Source organism: Paenibacillus sp. FSL A5-0031, assembly GCF_001956295.1.
Classification (GTDB): Bacteria; Bacillota; Bacilli; order Paenibacillales; family Paenibacillaceae; genus Pristimantibacillus.
Genome location: NZ_MRTD01000017.1, coordinates 35,431 through 59,837 on the forward strand (window position 1 = coordinate 35,431; position 24,407 = coordinate 59,837).

The 24,407-nt window shown below is 46.8% G+C and carries 13 protein-coding genes; 12 read left to right on the forward strand and 1 reads right to left on the reverse strand.

Features of this window, described 5'->3' with window-relative positions; translation table 11 throughout:
- Positions 1–195 precede the first annotated feature (195 nt).
- The gene (locus BK120_RS25605; RefSeq protein ID WP_076270342.1) at positions 196–1,749 is read left to right on the forward strand and encodes an SAM-dependent methyltransferase; all 1,554 of its coding nucleotides are present in this window, start codon (positions 196–198) and stop codon (positions 1,747–1,749) included.
- 384 nt (positions 1,750–2,133) lie between these two features.
- Here the strand turns inward: BK120_RS25605 and BK120_RS25610 are convergent, their stop codons facing one another.
- The gene (locus BK120_RS25610; RefSeq protein ID WP_076270343.1) at positions 2,134–2,988 is read right to left on the reverse strand and encodes an AraC family transcriptional regulator; all 855 of its coding nucleotides are present in this window, start codon (positions 2,986–2,988) and stop codon (positions 2,134–2,136) included.
- A 203-nt stretch (positions 2,989–3,191) separates the two neighbouring features.
- On the opposite strand from BK120_RS25610, the gene BK120_RS25615 reads away from it, so the two are divergent.
- From BK120_RS25615 to BK120_RS25665, 11 genes are all read left to right on the forward strand, one after another.
- Complete coding sequence (locus BK120_RS25615; protein WP_083682436.1) at positions 3,192–3,983, forward strand: SDR family NAD(P)-dependent oxidoreductase; 792 nt, start codon at positions 3,192–3,194, stop codon at positions 3,981–3,983.
- Between the two features lie 23 nt (positions 3,984–4,006).
- On the forward strand, positions 4,007–5,104 hold the full coding sequence (locus BK120_RS25620) for a mandelate racemase/muconate lactonizing enzyme family protein (protein ID WP_076270345.1): 1,098 nt from the start codon (positions 4,007–4,009) through the stop codon (positions 5,102–5,104).
- 62 nt (positions 5,105–5,166) lie between these two features.
- On the forward strand, positions 5,167–7,488 hold the full coding sequence (locus BK120_RS25625) for a glycoside hydrolase family 95 protein (protein WP_076270346.1): 2,322 nt from the start codon (positions 5,167–5,169) through the stop codon (positions 7,486–7,488).
- Positions 7,489–7,653: 165 nt separating this feature from the next.
- Entirely contained in the window at positions 7,654–9,954 is a 2,301-nt protein-coding gene (locus BK120_RS25630) for an AraC family transcriptional regulator (RefSeq protein WP_076270347.1), read from the forward strand.
- Between the two features lie 36 nt (positions 9,955–9,990).
- Positions 9,991–11,631 (forward strand): extracellular solute-binding protein, encoded by a 1,641-nt coding sequence (locus tag BK120_RS25635; protein ID WP_076270348.1) that lies wholly within the window; start codon positions 9,991–9,993, stop codon positions 11,629–11,631.
- A 342-nt stretch (positions 11,632–11,973) separates the two neighbouring features.
- Entirely contained in the window at positions 11,974–12,828 is an 855-nt protein-coding gene (locus tag BK120_RS25640; RefSeq protein WP_076270424.1) for an ABC transporter permease, read from the forward strand.
- Positions 12,829–12,843: 15 nt separating this feature from the next.
- A complete protein-coding gene (locus BK120_RS25645) occupies positions 12,844–13,764 on the forward strand; it encodes a carbohydrate ABC transporter permease (RefSeq protein WP_076270349.1) in 921 nt (306 codons plus the stop codon).
- 102 nt (positions 13,765–13,866) lie between these two features.
- Entirely contained in the window at positions 13,867–15,540 is a 1,674-nt protein-coding gene (locus BK120_RS25650) for an extracellular solute-binding protein (RefSeq protein WP_076270350.1), read from the forward strand.
- 76 nt (positions 15,541–15,616) lie between these two features.
- Positions 15,617–21,172: a X2-like carbohydrate binding domain-containing protein gene (locus tag BK120_RS25655; RefSeq protein ID WP_076270351.1), complete on the forward strand. Its 5,556-nt coding sequence runs from the start codon at positions 15,617–15,619 to the stop codon at positions 21,170–21,172.
- A gap of 521 nt (positions 21,173–21,693) precedes the next feature.
- Complete coding sequence (locus BK120_RS25660; protein WP_076270352.1) at positions 21,694–22,914, forward strand: MFS transporter; 1,221 nt, start codon at positions 21,694–21,696, stop codon at positions 22,912–22,914.
- A 169-nt stretch (positions 22,915–23,083) separates the two neighbouring features.
- Positions 23,084–24,145, forward strand: a complete 1,062-nt coding sequence (locus BK120_RS25665) for a LacI family DNA-binding transcriptional regulator (RefSeq protein WP_076270353.1) — start codon at positions 23,084–23,086, stop codon at positions 24,143–24,145.
- Positions 24,146–24,407: the final 262 nt, after the last annotated feature.

Sequence of the window (24,407 nt, forward strand, 5' to 3'; positions counted from 1 at the left end):
AAAGAGGAGACGAGCCTGCAGGCTCGTCTTCTCTTTCTGTGTATGGCAGGTGAAACCGTTTCGCTGATTCATTAAGGTGAGAGTGGACAAGGCTGCATACAGATGCTAGGTTTAAAGCGGATGGATTTGACCTAGGATATTTGGATAAGGCCAGTTTAATTCTTTTATTACATTAAGCAAAGTAGGTTTAAAAGAATGAATAATAATAGCGATCAGCCGATTTATCGATTTAGCGAAGCGCCGATTTGGGAGCTGCAGCGCGCTTATTTTGAAGAGCAGGGCATCGAGGCATGGCAAAATGATGAAGTGCCGCAGTACATCACGAACAATCCTGTGATTGCGTCTGCTTATGCGGAAATCATATTTGGATTTTTACAGGATAGAGCAAGGTTAGGTGGTATATCGGAGGAACCGGTTACGATCCTTGAGCTTGGAGCAGGCTCGGGTCGTCTAGCCTATCAAGTGTTGACGGCGTTATGTGAGCTGATAGATTTTGCTGGTATGGACCTTCCGCCGTTTCGTTACATCATGAGTGATTTGCCAGTCAAAAATATTGCCTATTGGCAGCAGCATGAACGATTGCAGCCATTTGTCCAGCAAGGAATACTCGATTTCGCTAAGTTTGACGCGGTACGTGATACAGAGCTTCAACTGACGGAATCGGGTGTCACGATAAAGCAGGCAGACCTGAAGGAGCCCCTGCTGCTTGTAGCCAATTATTTTTTTGACAGCATTCCGCAGGAGCTCATTTATGTGGATGAAGGTCATATTTTTGAATGTAAGGTGTCCTTCACGGTACCTGCTGCTGAGGCGGATGGCATAGATGTTTCGGACATGCTGGTAAGCATAGAGCCCGAGTATCATTACCGTAGAGCAGCCGAATATGAAGAGCAATCGTACCCTTATCGGAATGTGATTGAGCTGTATAAGCAGCAGCTTGAGGATTCGCATATCCTCTTCCCGGAGATTGGGATGGATTGTCTTGAAAGACTTGGACGGTTATCACAAGCGGGATTTGTGCTGCTTACATCCGATAAAGGCGATCACCGAATGGAGAACTGGGCATTTGCTGAGCCGCCCGAACTGATTCATCACGGCAGCTTTTCGCTCACGGCCAATTATCATGCGATACAGCATGTTTTTGAACAAAAGGGCGCATCGTCCTATTTTACTAACCATCATTATAAAAATTTGAATGTCGGCTGCATCATCATGCTGGAGAAGCCAGCGACCTATGCGAACACACGCTTAGCTTATCGTCGTTTTGTCGAACGTTTTGGACCGGATGATTTCTTTAGCTTGAAGTTATGGTTTGATGAGCATTTGGAATCGCTAGAGCTTTATTCTATTTTAGCTTTCTGGCGACTCAGCCGCTACGATGCGCAATTGTTCATTCAAAGCGCTGAGCGCATTCAGTCGCTGCTGCCAGATAGCAGCGACGAAGAAGCCGATGATCTTCGGCAGGGCATGCACATGATGTGGGCTGGCTATTATCCGATGAATGAACAGCGCCATTTGGCTTTGACATGCGGAAGTCTACTTTATGAGCTGGAGCTGTATGCGGATGCGAGGATATATTTGGAGCGTTCGATGGAGGCTGGCAAGACGACTGTGGATGCACTCTACAAGCTGGCGATTTGCTGCTATGAAGAGGGCGAAGAGCCAGAAGCATTACAATATGCGCATCAAGTTTTGGCGATGGAGCCCGAACATGAGGAAGCGAAGTCGTTGTTGACCGCCTTCAAATAAGAGGCGTGACAGCCATTTTCGTTGTTGCGCACACGTCGAATTGGCGTAATAAGCACATATGTGTGCTTACGGACGAGCTACATAGGCTATTTTGAGGCTGTAAGCGCAAATATGTGCTTACAGCCATTTTTCGTTGTTGCGCACACGTCTAATTGGCGTAATAAGCACGTATGTGTGCTTACGGACGAGCCACATAGTCTATTTTGAGGCTGTAAGTGCAAATGTGTGCTTACAGCCATTTTTCGTTGTTGCGCACACGTCGAATTGGCGTAATAAGCACGTATGTGTGCTTACGGACGAGCAACATATACTGTTTTGTAGCTGGAAGCACATATACGTGCTTCCAGCTTTTTTTGTTGCTGCACACTGGGGTGGTCATTTCTCTTACTGAGGCTGCATGCGGTAATGCTTTGGGCTGGTGCCATAGAAGGCACTGAAATGGCGTGTAAAAGGATGGATAGAGGCATAACCAAGCTTCTCGGCAATGGCAGTCACGCTCAGCTCGCTTTCGAGCAAAAGATGGGAAGCGCGTCTCATGAGCAGCTTGTGATGGTAGGCTTTTGGCGTGAGTCCGGTTTCTCGTAAAAACAAAGCATGAAAGTAGGTTCGCTTCAGCCCGCAAAATTCCCACCATGTCTCGACGGACTCGCGTTTCTCAGGATGAGCGTTTAGATGCGTGAGCAAGCGGACGATGCGATAATCGGTAGGCTGGTGCGTATGAATCGTATTATACCAGTTCAGAATCCAAGCATAGAGCAAGCTGTTCATCATCTCTGTTCGATAAAATTGCGAATCGTTATACAGCTTAGCGAGCATTAAGAAGGAATCGTACAGCTCTGGATAAGGCTGCAAGGAAAATACGCATGGCAGGCTGTCGAGTTCATCACATGCCATGGAAGGGGCAACGGTATTCAGCTCGAACGGCTCCGGGGCGTAGATGAACGTTCGATTGGTAGAGACGGGATCACTCTGATTCCAAAGATCACAATACAGATTATAGGAGGACAGCGGATGGTCGGATGAAATATGGAAGGCATGAGGCTGCTCTGGCCTAAGAAAGATTAGCGTTCGATTGTTGATGGGGTATTTCTTGCCGTCAATCTCCATTTCTCCGGGACCATCAGTAAATAAATGAAAGGCATAAACGCTGCAAATGCGCAGCTTCTCATTGGAGCTGCCATCATAAAGGTAATACATGGAATCTCCGACATGAGGCGTGATCTCGTTCAGCTTCTTCAAGCGAACACCCTTTTCTTTGGTATATTCATATAAAATTTAGCGGATGAATTGTCAACTTAATGGATGTCTGATCAAATACACGTTCCTGTATAGATGATACAATAACAAAAATATTAGGGAATGAACAGCAATAGCTGATGTGGATCAATTAACAACATAAATCTTTTCTTTAGCTACATTAACGATTACGTGTATATGGAGGAATGCCTTTGAGATTTAAAGATAAGGTTGTGCTTATAACCGGCGGCGGTTCTGGTATCGGCGAGGAAAGCGCACGGTTGTTCGCGGCAGAAGGTGCACAAGTCGTCATAGCGGATTGGAATGAGCATGAAGGGCAGCGCGTGGCTGATGAAATCAATAAACAACAAGGATTTTTGAAAGGGCTTCCATTTATAAGTGCTCGTGCAATTCAGACGGATGTATCGCGTGAGAGTGCGGTTGAAGCGCTTATGAAAGAAACGGTTCAGACATTCGGCAAGCTCGATGTTCTGTATAACAATGCAGCGGTTATACTGCCAAAGCCGCTTGAGGAAATCGATGAGCAGTCATTTGACCATGTTCTTGCGGTAAATGTGAAGGGCGTGTATTTGATGATCAAGCATGCGATTCCGCTATTGCGGCAGACCAAAGGCGCGATTGTGAATATGGCTTCGCTGAACGGTCTTATCGGGCAGCGGAATAATCCGATTTATGCTGCTTCCAAAGGTGCCGTTATTGCGCTGACGAAGTCATTGGCGCTCGATTTTGCAGCGGATGGTGTAAGAGTCAACTGCGTGTGTCCGGCGGGTGTGATGACGCCTTTATTGGAAGATTGGCTGAGACAGCAGCCTGATCAAGCAGCAGCGCTGGATGCGCTGAATGCGATGCATCCGCTTGGCCGATCGGCAACCTCGGAGGAGATCGCGCAGTCGGTACTATATTTGGCTTCGCAGCAAGCGGCTTTCGTAACGGGTGTAGCTCTTCCGGTTGAGGGCGGAGCTTCGCTAGGCTATTAAACAAAAGGAAGGGAGTACAAACGATGAAAATCACAAAAGTGGAAACATTCGTTCTTCATGTCCCCATCGACCCGCCAATAACGGATGCGATTAATGTGGCGACGCATTGGGGGTTGTCTGGCGTTCGGATCTTTACAGATGAAGGTTACGTCGGATACGGCTACACAGGAACCTGCGCCCATGGCGATGATATGATCGTCGACACGATTGAACGTTACTACGCACCGGAGCTGATCGGCAAGGACCCTTTTATGGTAAAGGAGGTTTGGGAGACGCTGCGGTATGGCAAAATGCACTGGATCGGACGGGCAGGCATCACGCATATGGCGCTTGCTGCTGTGGATATTGCGTTATGGGACATTATGTCGAAGGCGTCCAACAAGCCTCTATGGCAGTACCTTGGCGGACATAAATCAAAAGGCATCAAAGCCTATAACACGAACGGCGGCTGGTTGAACTGGTCGAAGGAGCGGTTGCTGAAGGATGTCACGGACATTGTCGAGCAGGGGTTTACGGGGGTGAAGATTAAGGTTGGCAAGTCCGATCCACATGAAGATTATGACCGAGTGAAGGCGGTGCGCAAAGCGATTGGCGATCAGGTGATCTTTATGATCGACGTCAATCAGCAATGGAATATTAATACGGCGATGACCTGGGGCAAGAAGCTGGAGGAATTTGATTTATTTTGGCTGGAGGAGCCGCTTAATCCTGATGATATTCTAGGCCACAAGAAGCTGGCAGATGCACTAAATGTTCCGATTGCACTCGGTGAGCATGTGTACTCGAAATATGCGTTCCGTGATTATATTCATCAAGGCGCTATCGAATATTGTCAGGTTGATGTTACGCGGGTTGCGGGTATTACAGAGTGGCTTCAGGTAGCGGGGCTGGCTGCTTCATACGACATACCAATTTGCCCGCATGTCGGCGATATGGGACAAATTCACCAGCATTTGGTGGCGGCTACGCCGGGGGCAATTATGCTTGAGTATATCCCTTGGATCAGAACGATCTTTGTTGAACCGGCAACCGTCAAGAATGGACAATATGTGCTGCCGGAGCTGCCGGGCGCTTCCACTGAAATCATTCCTAAATATTTTAATGAATTCCGTATTCGATAGATAGCAGGGAGATTGACAAAACATTTGTTATACGAATCTTATAACTGAAGGATGGGGACTGCATGAATCATTCAAAGCTTTGGTATTCAGGGCCAGCAGCCGATTGGAAGCAAGGACTGCCGATAGGGAATGGAAGAATAGGCGCGGTCATTCACGGTGGAATAGAAAGCGAAACGTGGAGCATGACAGAAACTACTTACTGGTCGGGTCAAGTGGAGCGCATTCAAGGAAACGGAAACCCGAAAGCCAATTTGGAGCAGATGAGAGAGCAGTTTTTCAAGGGCAATTATAGCGAGGGAGACCGACTTGCTAAGCAAGGGCTGCAGCCGAAGAAGCAAAACTTTGGCACAAACCTATCTGTGTGCGATATCAATTTACGCTTCGAGCAGCAAGGGGAAGATCTTGTACGTGAGTTAAGCTTGGAAAAGGCAATTGTGCAAACTTCCTATACAAGCTCTGGCGGCAAAATAACACGTGAAACGTTCGCAACGCATGCTGATGGTATTGTTGTATCACGCATAAAGAGTGAGCTAAAAGGGGCAATATCCTTCTCGCTGAGCATTCAAGGAAGAACCGGAGATTTTGCAACATCAGCTGCGGATGACGATGCAATTGGATTCCGCGGGCAAGCGACGGAAGATGTGCACAGCAACGGAAAATGTGGTGTGTTCTGCGAGGGCAAGGTTAAGGTCGTTGCTGTGGGCGGCATTATCGAAACCGCTGGTAATGAAATCAAGGTATCGCAAGCGGATGAGGCGTTTATATATTTCGCGGTGAATACGGATTATGGCAGGACAAATGAGAATTGGGCTTCGGAATGCCATGCGCAAATTAACGATGCTATTGCCAAAGGTTATGAGCGACTAAGAGCGGATCATATTGTAGATTATCGCGATTTGTACGCTCGTGTGACTCTTGATTTAGGCGATACGGCGAGTGCGAAGCTGCCAACAGACGAGCGGATGAAGCAGCTTCGAAACGGGCAGTATGATGATCCGGATTTAGTCGCTTTATTTTTCCAATATGGCCGTTATCTAACGATTGCAGGCTCGCGCGAGGATTCGCCGCTGCCGCTGCATTTGCAAGGCGTGTGGAACGATGGCGAAGCGAATCGCATGGCTTGGAGCTGCGACTACCACTTGGATATCAACACGGAAATGAACTATTACCCGACGGAAATAAGTAATTTGGCAGAATGCCATGTGCCTTTGATGAATTATATTGAACGGTTATCTGTTGCGGGCAGGCAAGCAGCTCAGGATTTCTACGGAAGCGAGGGCTGGGTGGCGCATGTGTTCTCGAATGCTTGGGGTTTCTCGGCTCCGGGCTGGGAGACGGGCTGGGGACTGAATGTAACAGGCGGATTATGGATTGCGATGCATTTGAAGGAGCATTATGAGTATGGGCTGGACCGCGATTTCCTAATGAAGCAGGCGTATCCCGTTATGAAGGAATCGGCGATCTTCTTCCTTGATTATATGACTGTGCACCCTACTTATGGCTGGCTCGTAACCGGACCGTCCAATTCGCCGGAGAATAGCTTTTATCCGAACGGCAGCAAGGATGAAGCTCAGCAGCTGTCGATGGGGTCGACGATGGACCAGCAGCTGATATGGGATTTGTTCACCTTTTGCCTAGAGTCGGCGAAGCTGCTGCAAATGGATTCTGAATTCCAAGAGAAGCTGGAGCAAGCGTTATTGCTGATGCCGCCTCTCATGATCGGGAAAAAAGGACAGCTGCAGGAGTGGCTCGAGGATTATGAGGAGGCGCAGCCGGAGCATCGCCACCTTGCTCATTTATTTGGCTTATACCCGAGCAATCAAATTACGCCGCGGAAGACGCCGGAGCTGAGTGCTGCCGCTAAGCAAACGTTGATTGGCCGAATGCAGACCGATGAGCTGGAGGATATTGAATTTACAGCGGTACTGTTCGCCACCGGCTTCTCTAGATTGTACGAAGGAGATCGCGCGCTAAAGCATATCACTCATTTAATTGGAGAGCTGTGCTTCGATAATATGCTGACCTATTCCAAGGCGGGTGTAGCCGGAGCGGAGACGAATATTTTTGTTATCGACGGCAATTATGGCGGAACTGCGGCGGTAGCGGATCTGCTCCTTCAGAGCCAGCCGGGCGAAATTCACCTGCTTCCAGCGCTTCCCGCTGTCTGGAACAAAGGTTCATACAAAGGACTGCGTGCCAAAGGAAATGTAGAGGTTGACGTCTCATGGGAAAATGGCGTGCTGACTGAAGCGACGATTCAAGCTTTCTCTGCAGGGGAAACGGTCGTAAGATTCGGTGAGCAGGAAGTGCAAGTTTCTTTGATTCCCGGCCGCGTCTATCGATTTGATAAAGACTTGAAAGCTCTAGTACAGCAAGAAGCTTAAACGGAATGTGCCTAGTTAGTGAATAAGACAACTACTTGTTTTTAATAGTAGTTGTCTTTTCGCGTCAGTAAGTTATTATAAATGAGCGAAGCTCTTTTGTTGTTTCTAGGCTTCTGTGCTGCCTATCTTATGTAAGCGTTAACAATCAAAGGAGGTGGGTTGACCGTGCCAAAGTACTCAACCATTTTTCGGAAATTTCTCATTTCATATCTTATTATTTTGGTCATTCCAAGCATAGCGGGTTACGTTTCCTATCGTACTTCAATCTCGGTGACACAATCCATTTCCATTGAGAATAGCGTCACATTGCTGCAGCGGAGCCAAGATATTTTGGAGAGAAGGATGGTTGAGGTTGAGGGCTTCACAAGGCAGCTCGCTTTGAATCCTGATTTAAATAAATTAATGAATGAGCAGAAAAAAGGCGACATCGTCAACGTTTATGGCATTTGGAGCATGGTGAGACAGGTAACGCCGTTTAGCCAGACAAATGATTTTTTGCAAAACTATTTTATCTACTTAAATAACTATGATGTGATCTTTACGCAGGGCTCCGCCTATTTCCGTCCCGAACATTATTATCAGAACTTTCATTATAACGATCTTACGCTCGCGGAATGGAAGGAAACAGTACTGGACAAAACTCACCGAAGTGAAATTATGCCTCTTAGCTCCTTTACTAGCAATGCCAAACAATCCTCCGTCGTTACGTATATGCAGTCGCTCCCTTTGGACAGCTTTAGCGGCTCATCACCTGCCACTGTGGTCGTCATGATTGATGAAGAAAACATATCTAGCCTGCTCGCGGGAGTAGAGGATCGTTACGGCGGCTGGGCTCATATTAGCGATGCGCAAGGGAATACAGTTGGACTGCGCGGAATTAGCGAGGAAAATGCCAAGCTGCTGTCTTCGGATTCACGCCTCATCCAAGACAAAGTTAGTCAATTTTATAATAACGATCTCGTCATTACGATTCATTCCGAAAAAAATGGTTGGACCTATCGAGCGGGAATTCCAAAGCAGGTGCTGATGGAAAACGCAAATCAAATTAAACATATTACTTGGCTGGTGACAGGCATCGCTTTACTTCTCGGCCTGCTGGCTGGTCTGCTCCTGTCCTACCGAAACAGCGCACCAATGAATAGGCTGCTTACGGTGATGAAGGAGCAGTTCGGAAAGGATGGCTTTACGGGCCGAAACGAATATGATTTTTTGCAGGGCAACATATCGAGCATCATTACGAGCAATCGCCACCTGGAGACGGAATTAAAACGCCAGCTTCCTTTAGTTAGAGATGGCTTCTTAAAACGGTTAATTGCTGGGGAGTTTCACACCACTGAGGAAATTACGGCAGCGGCTGTACAGGCGGATACGCGGTTTGATACGAATGAGGGTTATGTCGGTATTTTGCAGATTAATGGATACTCCGGCATGGACAACGTAGAAATACTGAACGAGCTGTATGCAGCAAGACTCATTTTGAAAAAGGCGTTAATCGATCTGGACAGCCAGCTGCATATGACGGATCTTGGCTCGGATCGAATTGTGACGATTATAACGACCATGGAAGGGGAGTATGGAATCGAAGCAGCTAAGCTGCGAATGAGTCATATTCTTGAGAAGCTGTCCGATATCGCCTATAGGGAGTATAAGATTTCGGTCACTGCAGCATTCGGAGATGCGTTCACGACTATTCTTGACGTTAGCCATTCCTATGAGCAAGCGAAACAAACGATCGAGTATGCCGAGTTTAATAGCAAAAAAAGCTTCGTATGGTTTACGGACTCTAGGCTTGAAACAGCGACATATTATTATCCAATGGACATTGAGCAGCGCTTGATTAGCACCATTCGTGCGGGAGATTCGGATGAGGCAAAGCGGATGGTTCATTCGGTTATGAATATTAATATGGAGAATAAGCAGCTCTCTATCGAGATGAAGCAGCAGCTGATCGGCGAGCTGAAGGGTACGCTGCTTAAGCTGCTTGACCAGAAAACGTTCATGGAATCCGATTTGCTGCATGCGTTGAAAAATCAAATCATCGGCATTCAAGCTTCTAATCCAATGGCGGCTATACAGGAGGAGATCATCGAAATTGTAGAAGCATTATGCAGCGTCATCAACAGCAAAAAAAATCATGCTCATATTCAAACCGTCGAGGAAATTAAGCGGTTTATTGCTGAGGCTTATAGCGACTCCGAGATGACCTTATACCGCATTGCAGAGCGGGTGGAGCGGCCGGAGAAATACATTTCACAATTGTTTAAAGAGGTTACGGATATTAATGTTTCTGACTATTTGGAGATGATTCGTATAGAGCAGGCTTCCTCCTTATTACGGACGAACGCTTATACCGTTGATGAAATTGCTGCTCGCGTCGGGTATAACAGCTCTCATTCGTTCCGCAGAGCCTTTAAGCGAGTCATGGGCGTTGCGCCAAGCTCATATCGACAATCGATCGAAGTGTAAGCGTTCAGCGCAGTTACCGATAAGGAGAGGGTTAGAGTGAAGAAAAGAATTGCAGGCCTATCTGCGCTTATATTTCTTGTAGTTTTACTGCTTGCCGCATGCTCGCAGAGCAATGAGCCAGCTCATACGGATGCAGCCTCGCTTGCTTCCATAGACAAGCCGGTCGAGATTAATGTGTTCGCCCAGCAGGATACCAGCATTGATTTGAAAACAAATGATTTTACGAGGCTGCTTGAACATAAATTTAATGTCAAATTTAATTGGGACATTATTTCGATGGACGGCGCAAAGGAGAAGCGGCAAATTTCACTTGCAAGTGGCGATTTTCCTGATGCTTATATTTTAACGGCCTACATTGACCAGTTCACACAATCCGACTTGTTGAAGTATGGCAAGCAAAGCGTATTTCTGCCGTTAAATGAGCTCATAGAGCAATATGCGCCGAACATTAAAGCCGCGATGGAGAAAGATCCGAAGCTTAAAGCTTTGAATACGGCGCCTGATGGCAATATTTATGGGCTTGTTGCTTATAGCGAATGCTTCCACTGCTCCTATCCAAACAAAATGTGGGTAAACACGAAGTGGCTTCAGCGATTAGGGCTTGATATGCCCAAAACGACAGATGAATTCAAAGAGATGCTGAGAGCGTTCAAGCAAAACGACCCGAACGGAAATGGTTTAATGGATGAAGTTCCGCTGAGCGGCTCGACGGAAGATTTTGGCGTTCATATTGTTCCTTATTTGATGAATGGCTTCATTTATGATGACGACCGCAATTATTTATATATGAATAATGGGAAGGTGGATACAGCGGCCAATAAGCCGCAATGGAAGGAAGGGATTGCCTATATTAAATCACTTTATGACGAGGGTTTAATTGATCCGGGAGCCTTTATTCAAAATGCCGAGGCGCTAAAAAAAGCTGGAGACAATGCAAATGCGGACATTCTCGGCGCAGCTGCAGCCATGCATCCTGCTATCTTCGTGAGTGAGCGAACGAAGGATTATGCACCGCTGCCGCCGCTTGCGGGGCCGTATGCTTCCTATGCTACCTTTGCCAGCGGCGGCATATCACCGGGAGCTAAATTTGTCATTACGAATAAGGCGAGCAAAGAAGCGCAAATTGCCTTAATTCGAATGGTTGACTATATGTACACGCCGGAAGGACAAACCCTAGCGCAATCAGGTCTTGAAGGCGTAGGCTGGCGAAAGCCGGTAGCTGGTGAGGCGGCGCTTGGTGAAGGGCTGGAGCCCAAATTTGCAACGCTGATCCCCATCGAAAGCACAGAGCAAAAGAACACCGGCTGGAGCGGGATGGCTCATTTCTATATGCCAAGAGATTATCGAGACAGCTGGGTCGCAAGCAAAGACATATATGCGCCCGACGGCTATGAGCGAAGGCTTATTGAAGCGACACTGCTGTATGAGGGACATGAGCCTGACGAAATGTTTCCGGTGTGGAACATTTGGCTTGATTCGGCACAAGCGGATGAAGTGGGAATGCTGAGCACAAACTTGATGAATTATATTGATCAAAGCATGCTTCAATTTATTACCGGCAACTTGGATTTGGATAGGGATTGGGATACTTACGTAAGCGGACTCGAGAATATGCAGGTTGATCGTTTTATTGAAATCATGCAAAAAGCATATGACCAAAACAAACCTATGCACTAGAAATGCATAAGCAAGAACCCGACTGCTTGGGGCAGTCGGGTTTTTTTGGCGTTTATAAGCAGCAATCCTGAAAATTGTACGCCGCTGCGGCGATTTGCCCCCTGAAAACAGGGGTTATTGTACGTTAAAAGACGCAAATGTACCTGTTTGAATAATGTGGATTTCTACTATGATCATCGTATAGAAAGCGCTGTCATTTCATCGGCCATTAGCTACCTAGGGGGGATTGTTCTGGAAAAAGAGATTGTACTGAATAACAAGCTGTTGAAGCAAAAGAGCAAGCGCAGCCTTGTTGACGAAGCGAGCAGAAGCTTCAAGAAGCATTGGCAGCTGTACCTTATCATTATACCGCCTGTGTTGTTTTTTCTTATTTTTAAATATTACCCGATGCTGAATGCGGTGCTTGCCTTTAAGGATTACAACGTCATCAAAGGCATTTGGGGCAGCGAATGGGTCGGGCTCAAAAACTTTAGGCTTTTCTTTGAAAATCCGATGTTCTGGACGCTGGTCAAGAACACCATATACGTCAGCGGTTATTTATTGCTCGCGGGGTTTCCGATTCCAATTATTTTGACATTGATGCTTAATGAAGTGCGAAATGGCCGTTTCAAACGGCTTGTACAGCTGGTCACCTTCGCTCCTTATTTCATATCTACAGTCGTTATGGTATCGATCATTATGATGTTTCTGGCGCCGCGGCTTGGCTTTGTGAATGTGGCTTTGAACTACTTCGGAATGGAATCGGTCAACTTCCTTGGTGAAGCCAGCATGTTCCGATCGATCTTTGTTTGGTCGGATATTTGGCAGACGGCTGGTTATTCCGCGGTCATTTATTTGGCGGCGCTTGCGGGCATCGATCCTACGCTTTATGAGGCTGCCAAAGTGGATGGCGCTTCGAGATTTCAGAAAATCGTCCACGTAGATTTGCCGGGCATTTTGCCGACGATTACGATCATCCTCATTTTAAATGTAGGAAGCGTAATGGCGATTGGCTTCGAGAAAATCTATTTGCTGCAAAATCAGCTCAATATCGTTAATTCCGAAATAATCGCCACATACGTGTACAAAATTGGGCTCTTAAATGCCAATTACAGCTTCGCTACAGCGGTAGGCTTGTTTAATTCATTCATCAATCTCTTGCTGCTGTTCACGGTCAACGGTTTGGCCAAACGGTTTATGAAATCAAGCATTTGGTAAAAGGGGAGTGCGCCTATGGCATCAACGAAGATAGCATCGCAGGCACCAATCAGACAAACGATTAAGGATTCAACAGGCGATAAGATTTTTTTGTTCATTATTTATGTCATATTGGCGGTTGTGTTGATCGCTGTTATTTATCCGCTCATTTATATTATCAGCAGCTCGATCAGCAGCCCGGCAGCCGTTACTTCCGGCCGTGTTTGGCTGTGGCCCGTTGATATTTCCTTTAAGGGCTTTAAGGTTCTGTTCGATACGCCGGAAATTATGAGAGGGTACGGGAACTCGCTTTTTTATACCGCAGCAGGAACGTTGATCAGCGTAGCGCTTACGGTCATGATTGCGTATCCGATGTCGCGTAAATCCTTTTTTGGCCGCAGCGTCATTATGATGCTCATTACGTTCACCATGCTCTTCAGCGGCGGTTTGATTCCGACGTACATGGTCGTGAAGGAGTTTGGCATGATCGATTCGCGGTGGGCGCTGCTCATTCCGAATGCGGTTTGGGTATGGCAGGTCATTATTGCACGCTCCTTCTTCCAGTCGTCCATTCCAGATGAATTGTTTGAAGCAAGCGAGATTGATGGCTGCAGCGACATCAGATTTATGCGAAGCGTGGTTATTCCGTTATCCAAGCCCATTCTTGCGGTGCTTTTCCTAATGTACGGCGTAGGTCAATGGAATGCCTACTTCGATGCCTTGATCTACCTCAAATCAGCGAAGCTGTTTCCGCTTCAGCTCGTTCTGCGGAGCATCATCATTATGAACAACAGCGCAAGCGTAACGGATGCCTTGAAGCAAGTGGAAAGGCAGCAGCTGTCAGAGCTGCTTAAATATTCGCTGATCGTAGTCGCTACGCTGCCGGTTCTTATTATTTATCCTTTCGTACAGCGTTATTTCGTACAAGGGATGCTTGTTGGCTCAGTCAAAGGCTAACCGGGTTAGTAACTGCGCTGGTTTGCATGAGAGGAGGTGGTTCATTTGTAGTGTAATTGCAATACAAAAGTATGGCACAAATCGAAAAAGGGAGCGATACATTTGAAAAAGAGACTCGTAAGTTTGCTCGCAATCATGCTGATGATCAGCTTGGTGCTTGCCGCGTGCTCGAATAATAAAGGAACCTCCAACACGAATAAGGCAACAAATACGCCAAAGGCACAATCGGAAGAGACGGGAGCAACCGCACCGGTTGAAATTACGATATTTGCGGTACAAGAGCCGAATATCGATATGGCTACGAATAAATTCACCAAATTTGTAGAAGAGAAATTCAACATAAAACTTAAATTTGAAACGACTCCACCGGATGGCGCGAAGGAAAAACGCCAAATTTCATTAGCGAGCGGAGATTACCCGGATGCGTATATGCTTCCTGGCTATATTGATCAATTCACGCAGGCTGATGTTGTGAAGTATGGAAAACAAGGGGTGCTGGTGCCTCTGAACGATCTGATCGAGCAATATGCGCCAAACATCAAAGCAGCCATGGAAAATAACTCTGACTTAAGAGCATTCAACACAGCGCCGGACGGCAATATTTACGGACTTGTCGCTTACAGCCAGTGCTTCCACTGCTCGTATCCGAACAAAATGTGGTTGAATACGAAGTGGCTGGATAAATTGCAGCTGGAAATGCCAAAAACGCCTGAAGAGTTTAAGGCTGTATTGAAAGCGTTCAAAACACAAGATCCAAACGGCAATGGCATTGCCGATGAAGTGCCGCTTAGCGGTTCAATCGAGGACTTTGGCGTACGCGTCATTCCATTCCTCATGAATGGTTTTGTCTATGACGATGACCGCAATTACTTGAATCTAACCAATGGCAAAGTAGAGTCGGCTGCGCTTAAGCCGGAATGGAGAGAAGGCTTAACGTATATTAAATCGTTATACGATGAAGGTTTAATCGATCCGGGCGCCTTTGCACAAAACGCGGAAGCCTTCAAAAAGATTGGCGAAAATGGCGATGCTCAAATTTTGGGCGCTGGCGCCGGCATGCATCCTGCTATCTTCGTAAATATCGATGTAGGCAATAAAAACTCAGCTGATTACAACCCCGTACCTCCGCTTACAGGACCACATGGCTCGTTCGCGACTCATGATGGCGGCGGCGTTGCGCCGGGAGCAAAATTTGTAATCACAAATAAAGCATCTGAAGAACAAAAAATTGCGCTTATTAAATTGGTTGATTACATGTTTACAGAAGAAGGACAAACGAACGGCGCTTCCGGCATGGAAGGCATCGACTGGAGAAAGCCGAAGGAAGGCGAGGTAGCGCTTGGAGAAGGCGTTACACCGAAGGTAGCAACGATTCCTGCGGTTGAAGGTGAAGCCCCTCGTAATGCAGGCTGGAGCGGAACGGCTCACTTCTACATGCCTAGAGAATACCGAGACAGCTGGGTTCAAGGTACGGATATTTATGATTCCGCCAACTATGAGCGCAGATTGTACCAAGCGACGCTTCTGTACCAAGGCCACGAGCCGAAGGAACTTTTTCCATTGTGGGCAATTTGGATTGATTCTGCGGAAATCGATGAGGCAAGCATTTTGCAAACAAACATTAAGTCGTTTATTGAGCAAAATGCGCTTCAATTCATTACCGGAAACAAATCGCTGGAGAAGGATTGGGACGGTTACGTGAAGGGACTCAAGGATCTGAAGATCGATCGTTATCTCGAAATTTTGCAAAAAGCGTACGACCAATCATTTAAATAATAGTGATTTCAAAGGATCAGGTTCTTTATTGCGAGATAAAAGCCTGATCCTATTTCATAAACAAAGGAGCTAAATAATGACGCAAATAATGAAGAAATCACGTTTGTGGCTGCTAATTGTTGTGATGATTACAGCGCAGCTGGGAATCGTGATACCAAAAACAAATGTTGCGGAGGCGGCGAATAATGGATTAGCTGCGAAGCCATATATGGGCTGGAGCAGCTACAGCTTGCAGGTTTATACGGGCAATGGGCAGTGGATTAACGCAGACAATATTAAAGCGCAATCGGATGCCATGCATGAGAAGCTTCAACCATATGGCTACGAGTATATTAATATCGATGCGGCATGGAATGGCGGAATGGACGAGTATGGGCGGCCAATCCCGAGTACAACTTTATATCCAAATGGCTTTCAAGAGGTGATTGATTACGTCCATGCGAATGGGCAAAAGATCGGCTTGTATGGCATTCCAGGTTTATCGCCACAAGCGTATGATCAGGATCTGCCGATCTATGGCGCTCCCGGCTGCTCGATGAAGGACATCGCGGCTCAGCCGATTCAGGAGTCGGATTATTGGGGGCTTGGCTACAAAATAGATTTCAGCCAGCCATGTGCGCAGAGCTACATAAATTCAATTGCCGACCTTTATGGAGAATGGGGCATCGACTTTTTGAAATTTGACAGCGTGACGCCAGGCTCAGGCATTTCTGACCTTTCGCTGGATGCGCGTGACGATGTAAAGGCTTGGTCGCAGGCGCTGGCCCCCCACCAAATTTGGCTGGAGCTTTCCTGGGCGCTTGATATCAAATATATCGATTACTGGAAGCAGTATGCAAACGGATGGCGTGTGGACTGGGACATCGAATGCTACTGCGGCAACGGAGGTTTAACGGCTTGGCCTAATATCGCTAGATTATTCCCGAAAGCAGAGCAGTTCTGGCGTCATGCAGGTCCAGGCGGCTGGAATGATTTTGATTCATTGAATATCGGAAACGGAACAATGGACGGCATCACGAAGGACGAGCGGATGACGGCAATGTCGTTCTGGGCGATTTCATCGGCGCAATTATACATCGGCAATGACATGACAAATTTGGACGATTACGGCATCGAGCTGTTGACGAATGAAGAAGTAATCGCGGTCAATCAGGCTGGCAGGCCGGGGCATCCTGTATCGACAGCGACGGAGCAGCAGGTGTGGTATGCGAATAATGGTGATGGAAGCTATACGGTGGGACTCTTTAATCTCGGCAATTCTGCTGCGACGGTGAACGTGAATTGGAGTGATATTGGCATCACCGGTCCAGCCACTGTCCGTGATCTGTGGAGCCATGAGGATTTGGGCTTATTTGCGACTGGATACAGTGATGAAAATTTGGCCTCGCATGCTTCGAGGTTGTTCAAAGTAGTGGCACAGGATGGAACAGCAGCTGCTAATGACGACGATACCGGAATGAAATATTCGGGCCACTGGGTTCGTGGCGGCGGGCAGGAGCTAGTCGGAGACAAGCAAAATCTCATTATTGATGTAAGGGATAACACAGCGCAAAACAGCAGTATTAGCCCATCTGCGGCAAGCTTTAATAAGAAGGCTTCGGAGCAGGCTGATGCTACGACGGTAATGACGCTGAATGGAAATACACTGAATAGTATCACTAACAATGGAACGGTACTGGTATCTGGTACGGATTACAGCGTATCAGGTGATACCGTTACGATTAAAAAAGAGTACCTAGCAGCAAGACAGGCAGGCATCACGAATTTAACGTTTGCGTTTAGCGGCGGGGCATCACAAACCTTTACTATAACCGTAACCGATACGACGATAAGGGATAGCAGGGTTACCCCTGCAACAGTGAGTTTTGATAAGAAGCTGTCCACTCAAGCTGATATTACGCTGACGACCTCGTTAAACGGCAATGAATTAACGGGCGCTGCGCATGAAGGAAACGCTTTGGCAATCGGCTCGGACTACACCGTATCGGGAAGCCAGCTGACGATTAAGAAGGAGTATTTAGCGGGGCTTCCTACTGGAACGACAGCGTTATCCTTTTCATTCAGTGCAGGAGCGGAGCAGCATGTTTCCTTAGTCGTAAGGGACACCTCTGTAGGCGGGTCGGTTTCCATCAATGATGATCATCCGTCTATTGTCTATACAGGCGGCTGGAACCGCAGCTATAACCGCGGGCTTGGCGATTATATGGATGATGTGCATTATGCGGAAGCGAACAACAACGATTATTTTGAGTATACGTTTACGGGAACGGGCATTGAATTCATTACCGAGCTGGACCCTTCACAAGGTGAAATAGACATCTATGTGGACAACGTATTCCAGCGAACGATCAGCACCTACAACATCGGAAGGCTGGCACAGCAGCCAGTATTCAACATAACAGGACTCAATAACGGAACCCATACGCTTAAAGCTGTGAAAAAGACTGGTTACTTCCTGCTGCTCGATAAGCTGAGAATTAGTGTGCCGGATTTAATTAGCGCGAGCAGTGGAATGTTTGATAAGGCTGATGGGCAGCAGGCTGATTTTACTCTTTCGACAACAGTCGATGGAAGCAGCCTTAGCAGTATTGCAGGCGGTTCGGGAGCCTTGATAGCGGGCACGGATTATACGGTTGATGGCAATGCGGTGACGCTTAAAAAGGAATATTTGGCGGCACAGCCACTTGGAACTGTGAGCTTGATCTTTACCTTTGATGACGGAGCGACGCAGACGCTGGCGATTGCTGTAAGTGATTCATCTGCTGCTAACAGCACAATTAACCCAGTCACAGCCAGTTTCAATAAGAAGGCAGATATGCAGGCAGATATCGAAACAACGTTAACGCTGAATGGAAATACGCTTGTCGGTATTTCGAATGGCATAACGACATTGGCGGCAGGCACCGATTATATCGTTTTGGACGATACAGTCACGATTAATAAAGCGTATCTGGCGTCATTGCCGCTCGGCATGGTGAGTCTAAGCTTTAGCTTTGATCACGGAATGGCACAGACTTTATCCATCTCAGTAAGCGATACGACAGGACAGAACAGCACAATGGTTCCAAGCGTATTAAGCTTCGACAAAAGAGCGAATGCACAAGCAGATATTTGGACGAAGCTTACCTTTAACGGAAACAGCTTGAGCGGTATTGCTGATGGTGCGGCGGCTTTGCAGGCAGGCGTCGATTATCAGTTGTCAGGCGACCAGCTTACGATTAAGAAGGAATTCCTTGCGGCTAAGCCAAATGGAATGACCAATCTGACGTTGTCTTTTAGCGGTGGAGCTGCGCAAATACTGGCTATCGCAGTAAGCGATACGTCTAGAGGTCGCTATGTATCTATTAATAATGATGATAGCGGAATCTCTTATAAGGGTGCATGGCAGCATGGCAGAAATCGTGGATTAGGCGATTACAAGGATGATGTCCATTACACGGAGGCGAACAACGATTATTTTGAATATGCGTTTGAGGGAACAGGCATCGAGATCGTAACGGAGAAGGATTCCTCGCAAGGGGATATCGATGTTTATGTGGATGACGTGTTTAAGCAAACGGTCAGCACGTACAATACTAGCCGACAAATTAGGCAGACGGTCTATAGTATTGAGGGATTGTCTGAAGGAACACATAAAATTAAGGTCGTTAAGAAATCCGGTTATTATATGCTGTTAGACCAATTACTGTTTAGAGTTGCGGATATGATTAGTCCGGATGCTGCAAGCTTTGACAAGACAGCACAAGCAGATGTAACGACAACACTTAGCATTGATGGCAGTAATCTACTCGGTATTGCGAATGTTGCTGCAACGCTTGCAGCGGGCAGTGATTACACGATATCGGGTAGTGTGATTACAGTTAAAAAAGAATATCTTGCCGCACAGCCGGATGGAGTGTTGAGCTTAGCCATTTCCTATAAAGGCGATTATCAAAATGACCTGCACGCTACGGAGACGGATGGCGATTATGTTGAATATTCATTCACCGGAACCGGCATAACATTAATTGCGCCGAAGTCAGCTTCTCAAGGCGACATAGACATTTACGTTGACGATGTATTTAAGGAAACAGTAAGCGCGCATCATGCGAGCAGACTGACCCAGCAAGCGGTATATAGCATATCTGGGCTAGCAAATGGAGTTCATACGATTAAGGCGGTTAAAAAATCCGGCGAATATATGTTGGTGGATGGTGTGAAGTTTGAGGTGAATGCGGCGACGTTGCCATCTGCAACGCCAACAACAGCGCCATCTGCGACGCCAACGGCAACAGCATCACCGTCAGCAACGCCAACGGCAACACCGGAAGAAACAATAGTGCCGACGCCGTCGGCAACGCCATCGATAACACCAACATCGGCACCCGTAACCACGAGTGATCCAGCTAAGGAGCTCATCACGATTGATGTTGAAAATGCTGCTAAGGTTGTAATCACGCGTACGACACAAGCGGATGGCAAGAAAACGGATGATGTACCGATTACTGTTGATCAAGCGCAAAAAGCTGTAGACAGCGTCACAGCAGCGGCACACAATTTGGTTAATATCACGATTCCTGATACGAAGGATGAAGTAACGCTAACTTCTGTCACTCTGCCGAAGGAAGCAAATAAAGTGTTCGCAGATGCAAAAATTGATTTAGGCATATCGACAGAAAACGTTAAGGTAATGGTGTCTAGCGGCTTGCTTCAGTCAATAACGGAAGAGCTGTTCTTTCGTTTTACGCCAGTAAAGGAAGAAGCGAAGAAGCAAGAAATTGCGGGTCGAGCGAATAAAGAAGCGATGTTAAGGATCGTTGCAGGAAATAAAGAGGCATCTATAATAGGCCGTCCGATGAGCATTGAAACGAATATTCCAAAAGGCAATGTAACCCTCATTTTGCCTTTGAAGGATGTGAAGCTGAGCGAAGCAGACAGGAAGGACCTGGCTGTATATATCGAGCACAGCGACGGAACGAAGCAGCTGATGAAGGGCATTATCGTACCGTTTAATGACAAGGGCGAGATGGGCCTTCAATTCACAGTCGATAAATTCAGTCTTTTTTCACTCGTCCATGTGGAGGGCTTAGCCGATTCTAGCTTGGGTGCCGCTTATATGAATGGTTATGAGGATGGTACATTTAGGCCGGAAAAAAAGATTACCCGTGCTGAGATGGCAGTTATTCTGTCTAGAATCGTTACGAAGGAAGCAACTGCAGCGGACATTTCTTATCATGATGTTCTCGCAGGCAATTGGGCGAAGGATGCGATTTCGAAAGTAACAAAAATGGGCTTAATGCAAGGGTATGAAGATGGAACGTTTGGTGCTGAAAAAGCAATGACACGCGCTGAAATGGCTAAGCTGGTGTCATCGCTAATTGGGGATGCTTCCAAAACGGGAGCGGGCTTTACGGATATTTCGGACCATTGGGCAAAAGCAGCCATTCTAAATGTGCAAGCTGCTGGAATCACTAATGGCTATGCGGATGGAAGCTTTAAGCCTAATAACGCGCTGACACGTGCTGAAGCAGTCAGCATGATCAACAAAGTACTCGGCAGAGGCAATCTAGTCGGCGTAACCTCATCCCCGTGGAAGGATGTTACTAGCAAGCACTGGGCTTATGGCGATATTTTAGCGGCGTCGGTTAAGTAGCAGCAAGAGGGTGTCCAAAAAGAGTTAAACTCGCTGAAGAGATATTTCAATTTAATTAAAAATCATAAAAATATTGAAAAAATGGCGTCACAGGAACTAATTCCAGTGCCGCCATTTTTCTATTTTGGTCTATTTATGTTTGCTTAAATAATTGGTAGGCGAGCGAATTTCTACGTCTGCTTGAGGTGGGAAATGGAGCTGTAAGCTCGCATAGGTTCTTACAGGGAGAGAAAAGGCTAGGTTTGTTGCCTATAAGCACAAATATGCGCTTACAGAGTTGCGGCAGCGTTTTTTCGAGGTGGAAATGGAGCAGTAAGCACGCATAGAAAGATGCCATTTTCCAGACTGCCCCTCTAAGCGCAAATAACCTCGTTAACCATCATTTGACGTGGTTTGTCTCGGGTTTTCTTGTTTTTGCACCTTATAGTGGTTTTTGAACAAATGGTAAAGGAGGCGTATAGTGGTTAATAGTGTAAATGACACGGAAATTGCAAAGCAAGGCAGACTGGAGGTTGCCGAGTATGGAACCATGGAAGCGTACCATGTGGATTTTATGGTTCGGCGTTCTTTTTTGCAGCTCAAGCTATACGATGTCCGTACCGTTCCTGCCGCTATTTCTGTTCGATTTGGGGGTGCCGGAAAGCTCCGTCAACCTATGGGCTGGAATTGTGCATTCCTCAGCTTTCCTCGTCGGAGCAGTGATGGCTCCCTTATGGGGGATGCTTGCAGACAAGTATGGGAAGCGAAAAATGGTCATCCGAGCAGGACTCAGCTTAGCTATTATTTATGCGCTGATCGCTTTTGTGCAAACGCCATGGCAACTCGTCGGCGTGAGAATGCTGCATGGCTTTGTGGGTGGATTTGTTCCAGCATCCATGTCGATCGTAGCATCAGTTGCACCGAAGGAGAAGCTTGGCTGGAGCCTTGGCATGATGCAAGCGGGTACGATGACTGGCGGTATTCTCGGACCATTATTCGGCGGGCTGCTGGCTGAAGCATTTGGACTTCGCAGATCCTTTGTTGTTGCTGCGTTTATTATTTTAGCTGCAACAGTAGCGGTTATTGTATGGGTGAGGGAAGGAAAAGCGGACACATCTGAAGGGGCAGCGGCCGGAAAGAAAAAAGAAAAGCCAATCACTTATCGGATGGCTTTTCGCAATCGTGCACTCATGAGTATGCTGCTGCTGCTCGTTATCGTTCAGCTATCGATTAATATGATACAGCCGCTCATTACCCTTCATATTGCCAAGCTGCAAGGGGGGCTGCAAGGAGCGGAGCTGTCAGCTGGTTTTGTGCTCTCGCTTATCGGAATAGCAGGCATTTTGGCATCGCCAGTTTGGGGAAGGCTTGGTGAGAAGAAGGGCTTCTACCGGATTCTCGTCGTATGCCTGCTCTGCGCGGGATCAATCATTAGCATGCAGTTTTTTGTCCAACAATTATGGCTATTCGCTATCGTGCAATTCATATTCGGTTTGTTTATGGCTGGCATAGCGCCTATCGTCAATACGCTGGTTGTCCAAAGCACAGATGAGCAGTTTAGAGGCAGATCATTTGGGTTAACGACAAGTGCGAATCAGTTCGGTGCGATGCTTGGTCCACTCATCGGAGGTTTGTTAGGCCTAGCCTTAGGCATCCACTGGATCTTTGTCGCCACGGGGATGATTATGGCAGCAGCCGGCGTGAGCGTATGGATAAAGCGGAGACATGAGATGGGGAAAACGAAGACAGCTTACCGAGCTTAACTCGGAGAAAAGTGAATAAATAGACAGCACAAGCCAGGCGGAGTCTAGGGGAAAGCGCTCTAGTTCCTCTTGGCTTTTGTTGTAAATAATAGGAAATGTTCGTTTCTATTTAAACAAAAGTCTGTTATTCTACTGAAGAATAGAACTTTGGACTGAGGAGTGAGCTGCTATCAAGCCGGTTACTGTATATGATATTGCTAGGGAAGCGAACGTCTCAGTAGCCACTGTGTCGCGCGTCATTAATAATACGGCTCCGGTAAAAAAGTCAACCAGAGAGCGAGTTATGGAATTAATTGCGAAACATCAGTTTCAGCCGAATGCCATTGCAAGAAGCCTGTTTAAGAAGGAAACGGGAATGATAGGCGTTATTTTGCCAGATATTACGAACCCCTTTTTTCCAGAGGTTTTGTCAGGTTTGGATCAAGAAGCGCGAAGCAAAGGCTACACTTTTTTTCTATGCGATACGGTATCAACGAACGGAGATTCAGCAGAGCAATATGTGCGAGAGTCGCAATATTTGAGTATTCTGATGGAGAAGCAAGTAGACGGCATTGTGATGATAGGCGGGCGAATTAACCTTGCTAAGCCAAGTAAAGATCTTGTAAGCGAAGTGGTTGAAGCTAGTAAACGCGTGCCGCTGCTGCTCATTAACGGCAATCTCCCCGGTGAAGGGATGACTCGTGTATATGCCGATGAGCTGGAGGGTGCAGAGCTTGCTACACAGCATTTGATTGACTTAGGGCATACGGATATTGCATTTGTTGGCGGATACAAAAACATGTCCAATACGATTCAGCGTACTCGCGGTTTTGTGAAAACGATGGAGAAAAACGGAGTCCAGACTCGCAAGGAATGGATACGCGATGGCGGTTTTTCCGTTGAAGCGGGTAAGAAGCTAATGCATCAACTGCTGGAGCTGCCCGAGCGTCCAACCGCTATATTTTGCGCGAACGATTTAGTGGCTATCGGCGTTATGAAAGTTGCTCACAAAGCTGGGCTTCGCGTGCCGCAGGACCTATCGCTGATTGGGTTTGACGATATTCCTTATGCCTCGAACAGCATTCCAGAATTAACGACGATTTCTCTAAAATGTTATGAGGTAGGCCGGAACGCAGCGGAACTGCTCCACCAAATGATTACGAAAAATAAAGTTAATAAGAGCACCAAATTAAGGCCGGAGCTCGTTGTCAGAGAGTCTACAGCTGCACCTTCAAAGCAAAATAATGCTTAAAATTGCGTTTTAAATAATTATTGACAACGCTTACAATGTTGAATACAATCAAAATGTGAAATGATAACAAGGTGTCACCTACAATAATGTAACCCGTTACATTTACAGCGAGATCGCTTCTTTCCAGAAGCTAGCACATAAATACACATCAGCGAACCGTACAGAATTGCGTTCTGTTTATCCCGGTCATGACGTGTATTTATTTTTATCTAAAAATGTAACGGGTTACATGAAACGGGTTACACATTTCGGGTTTTTAGCC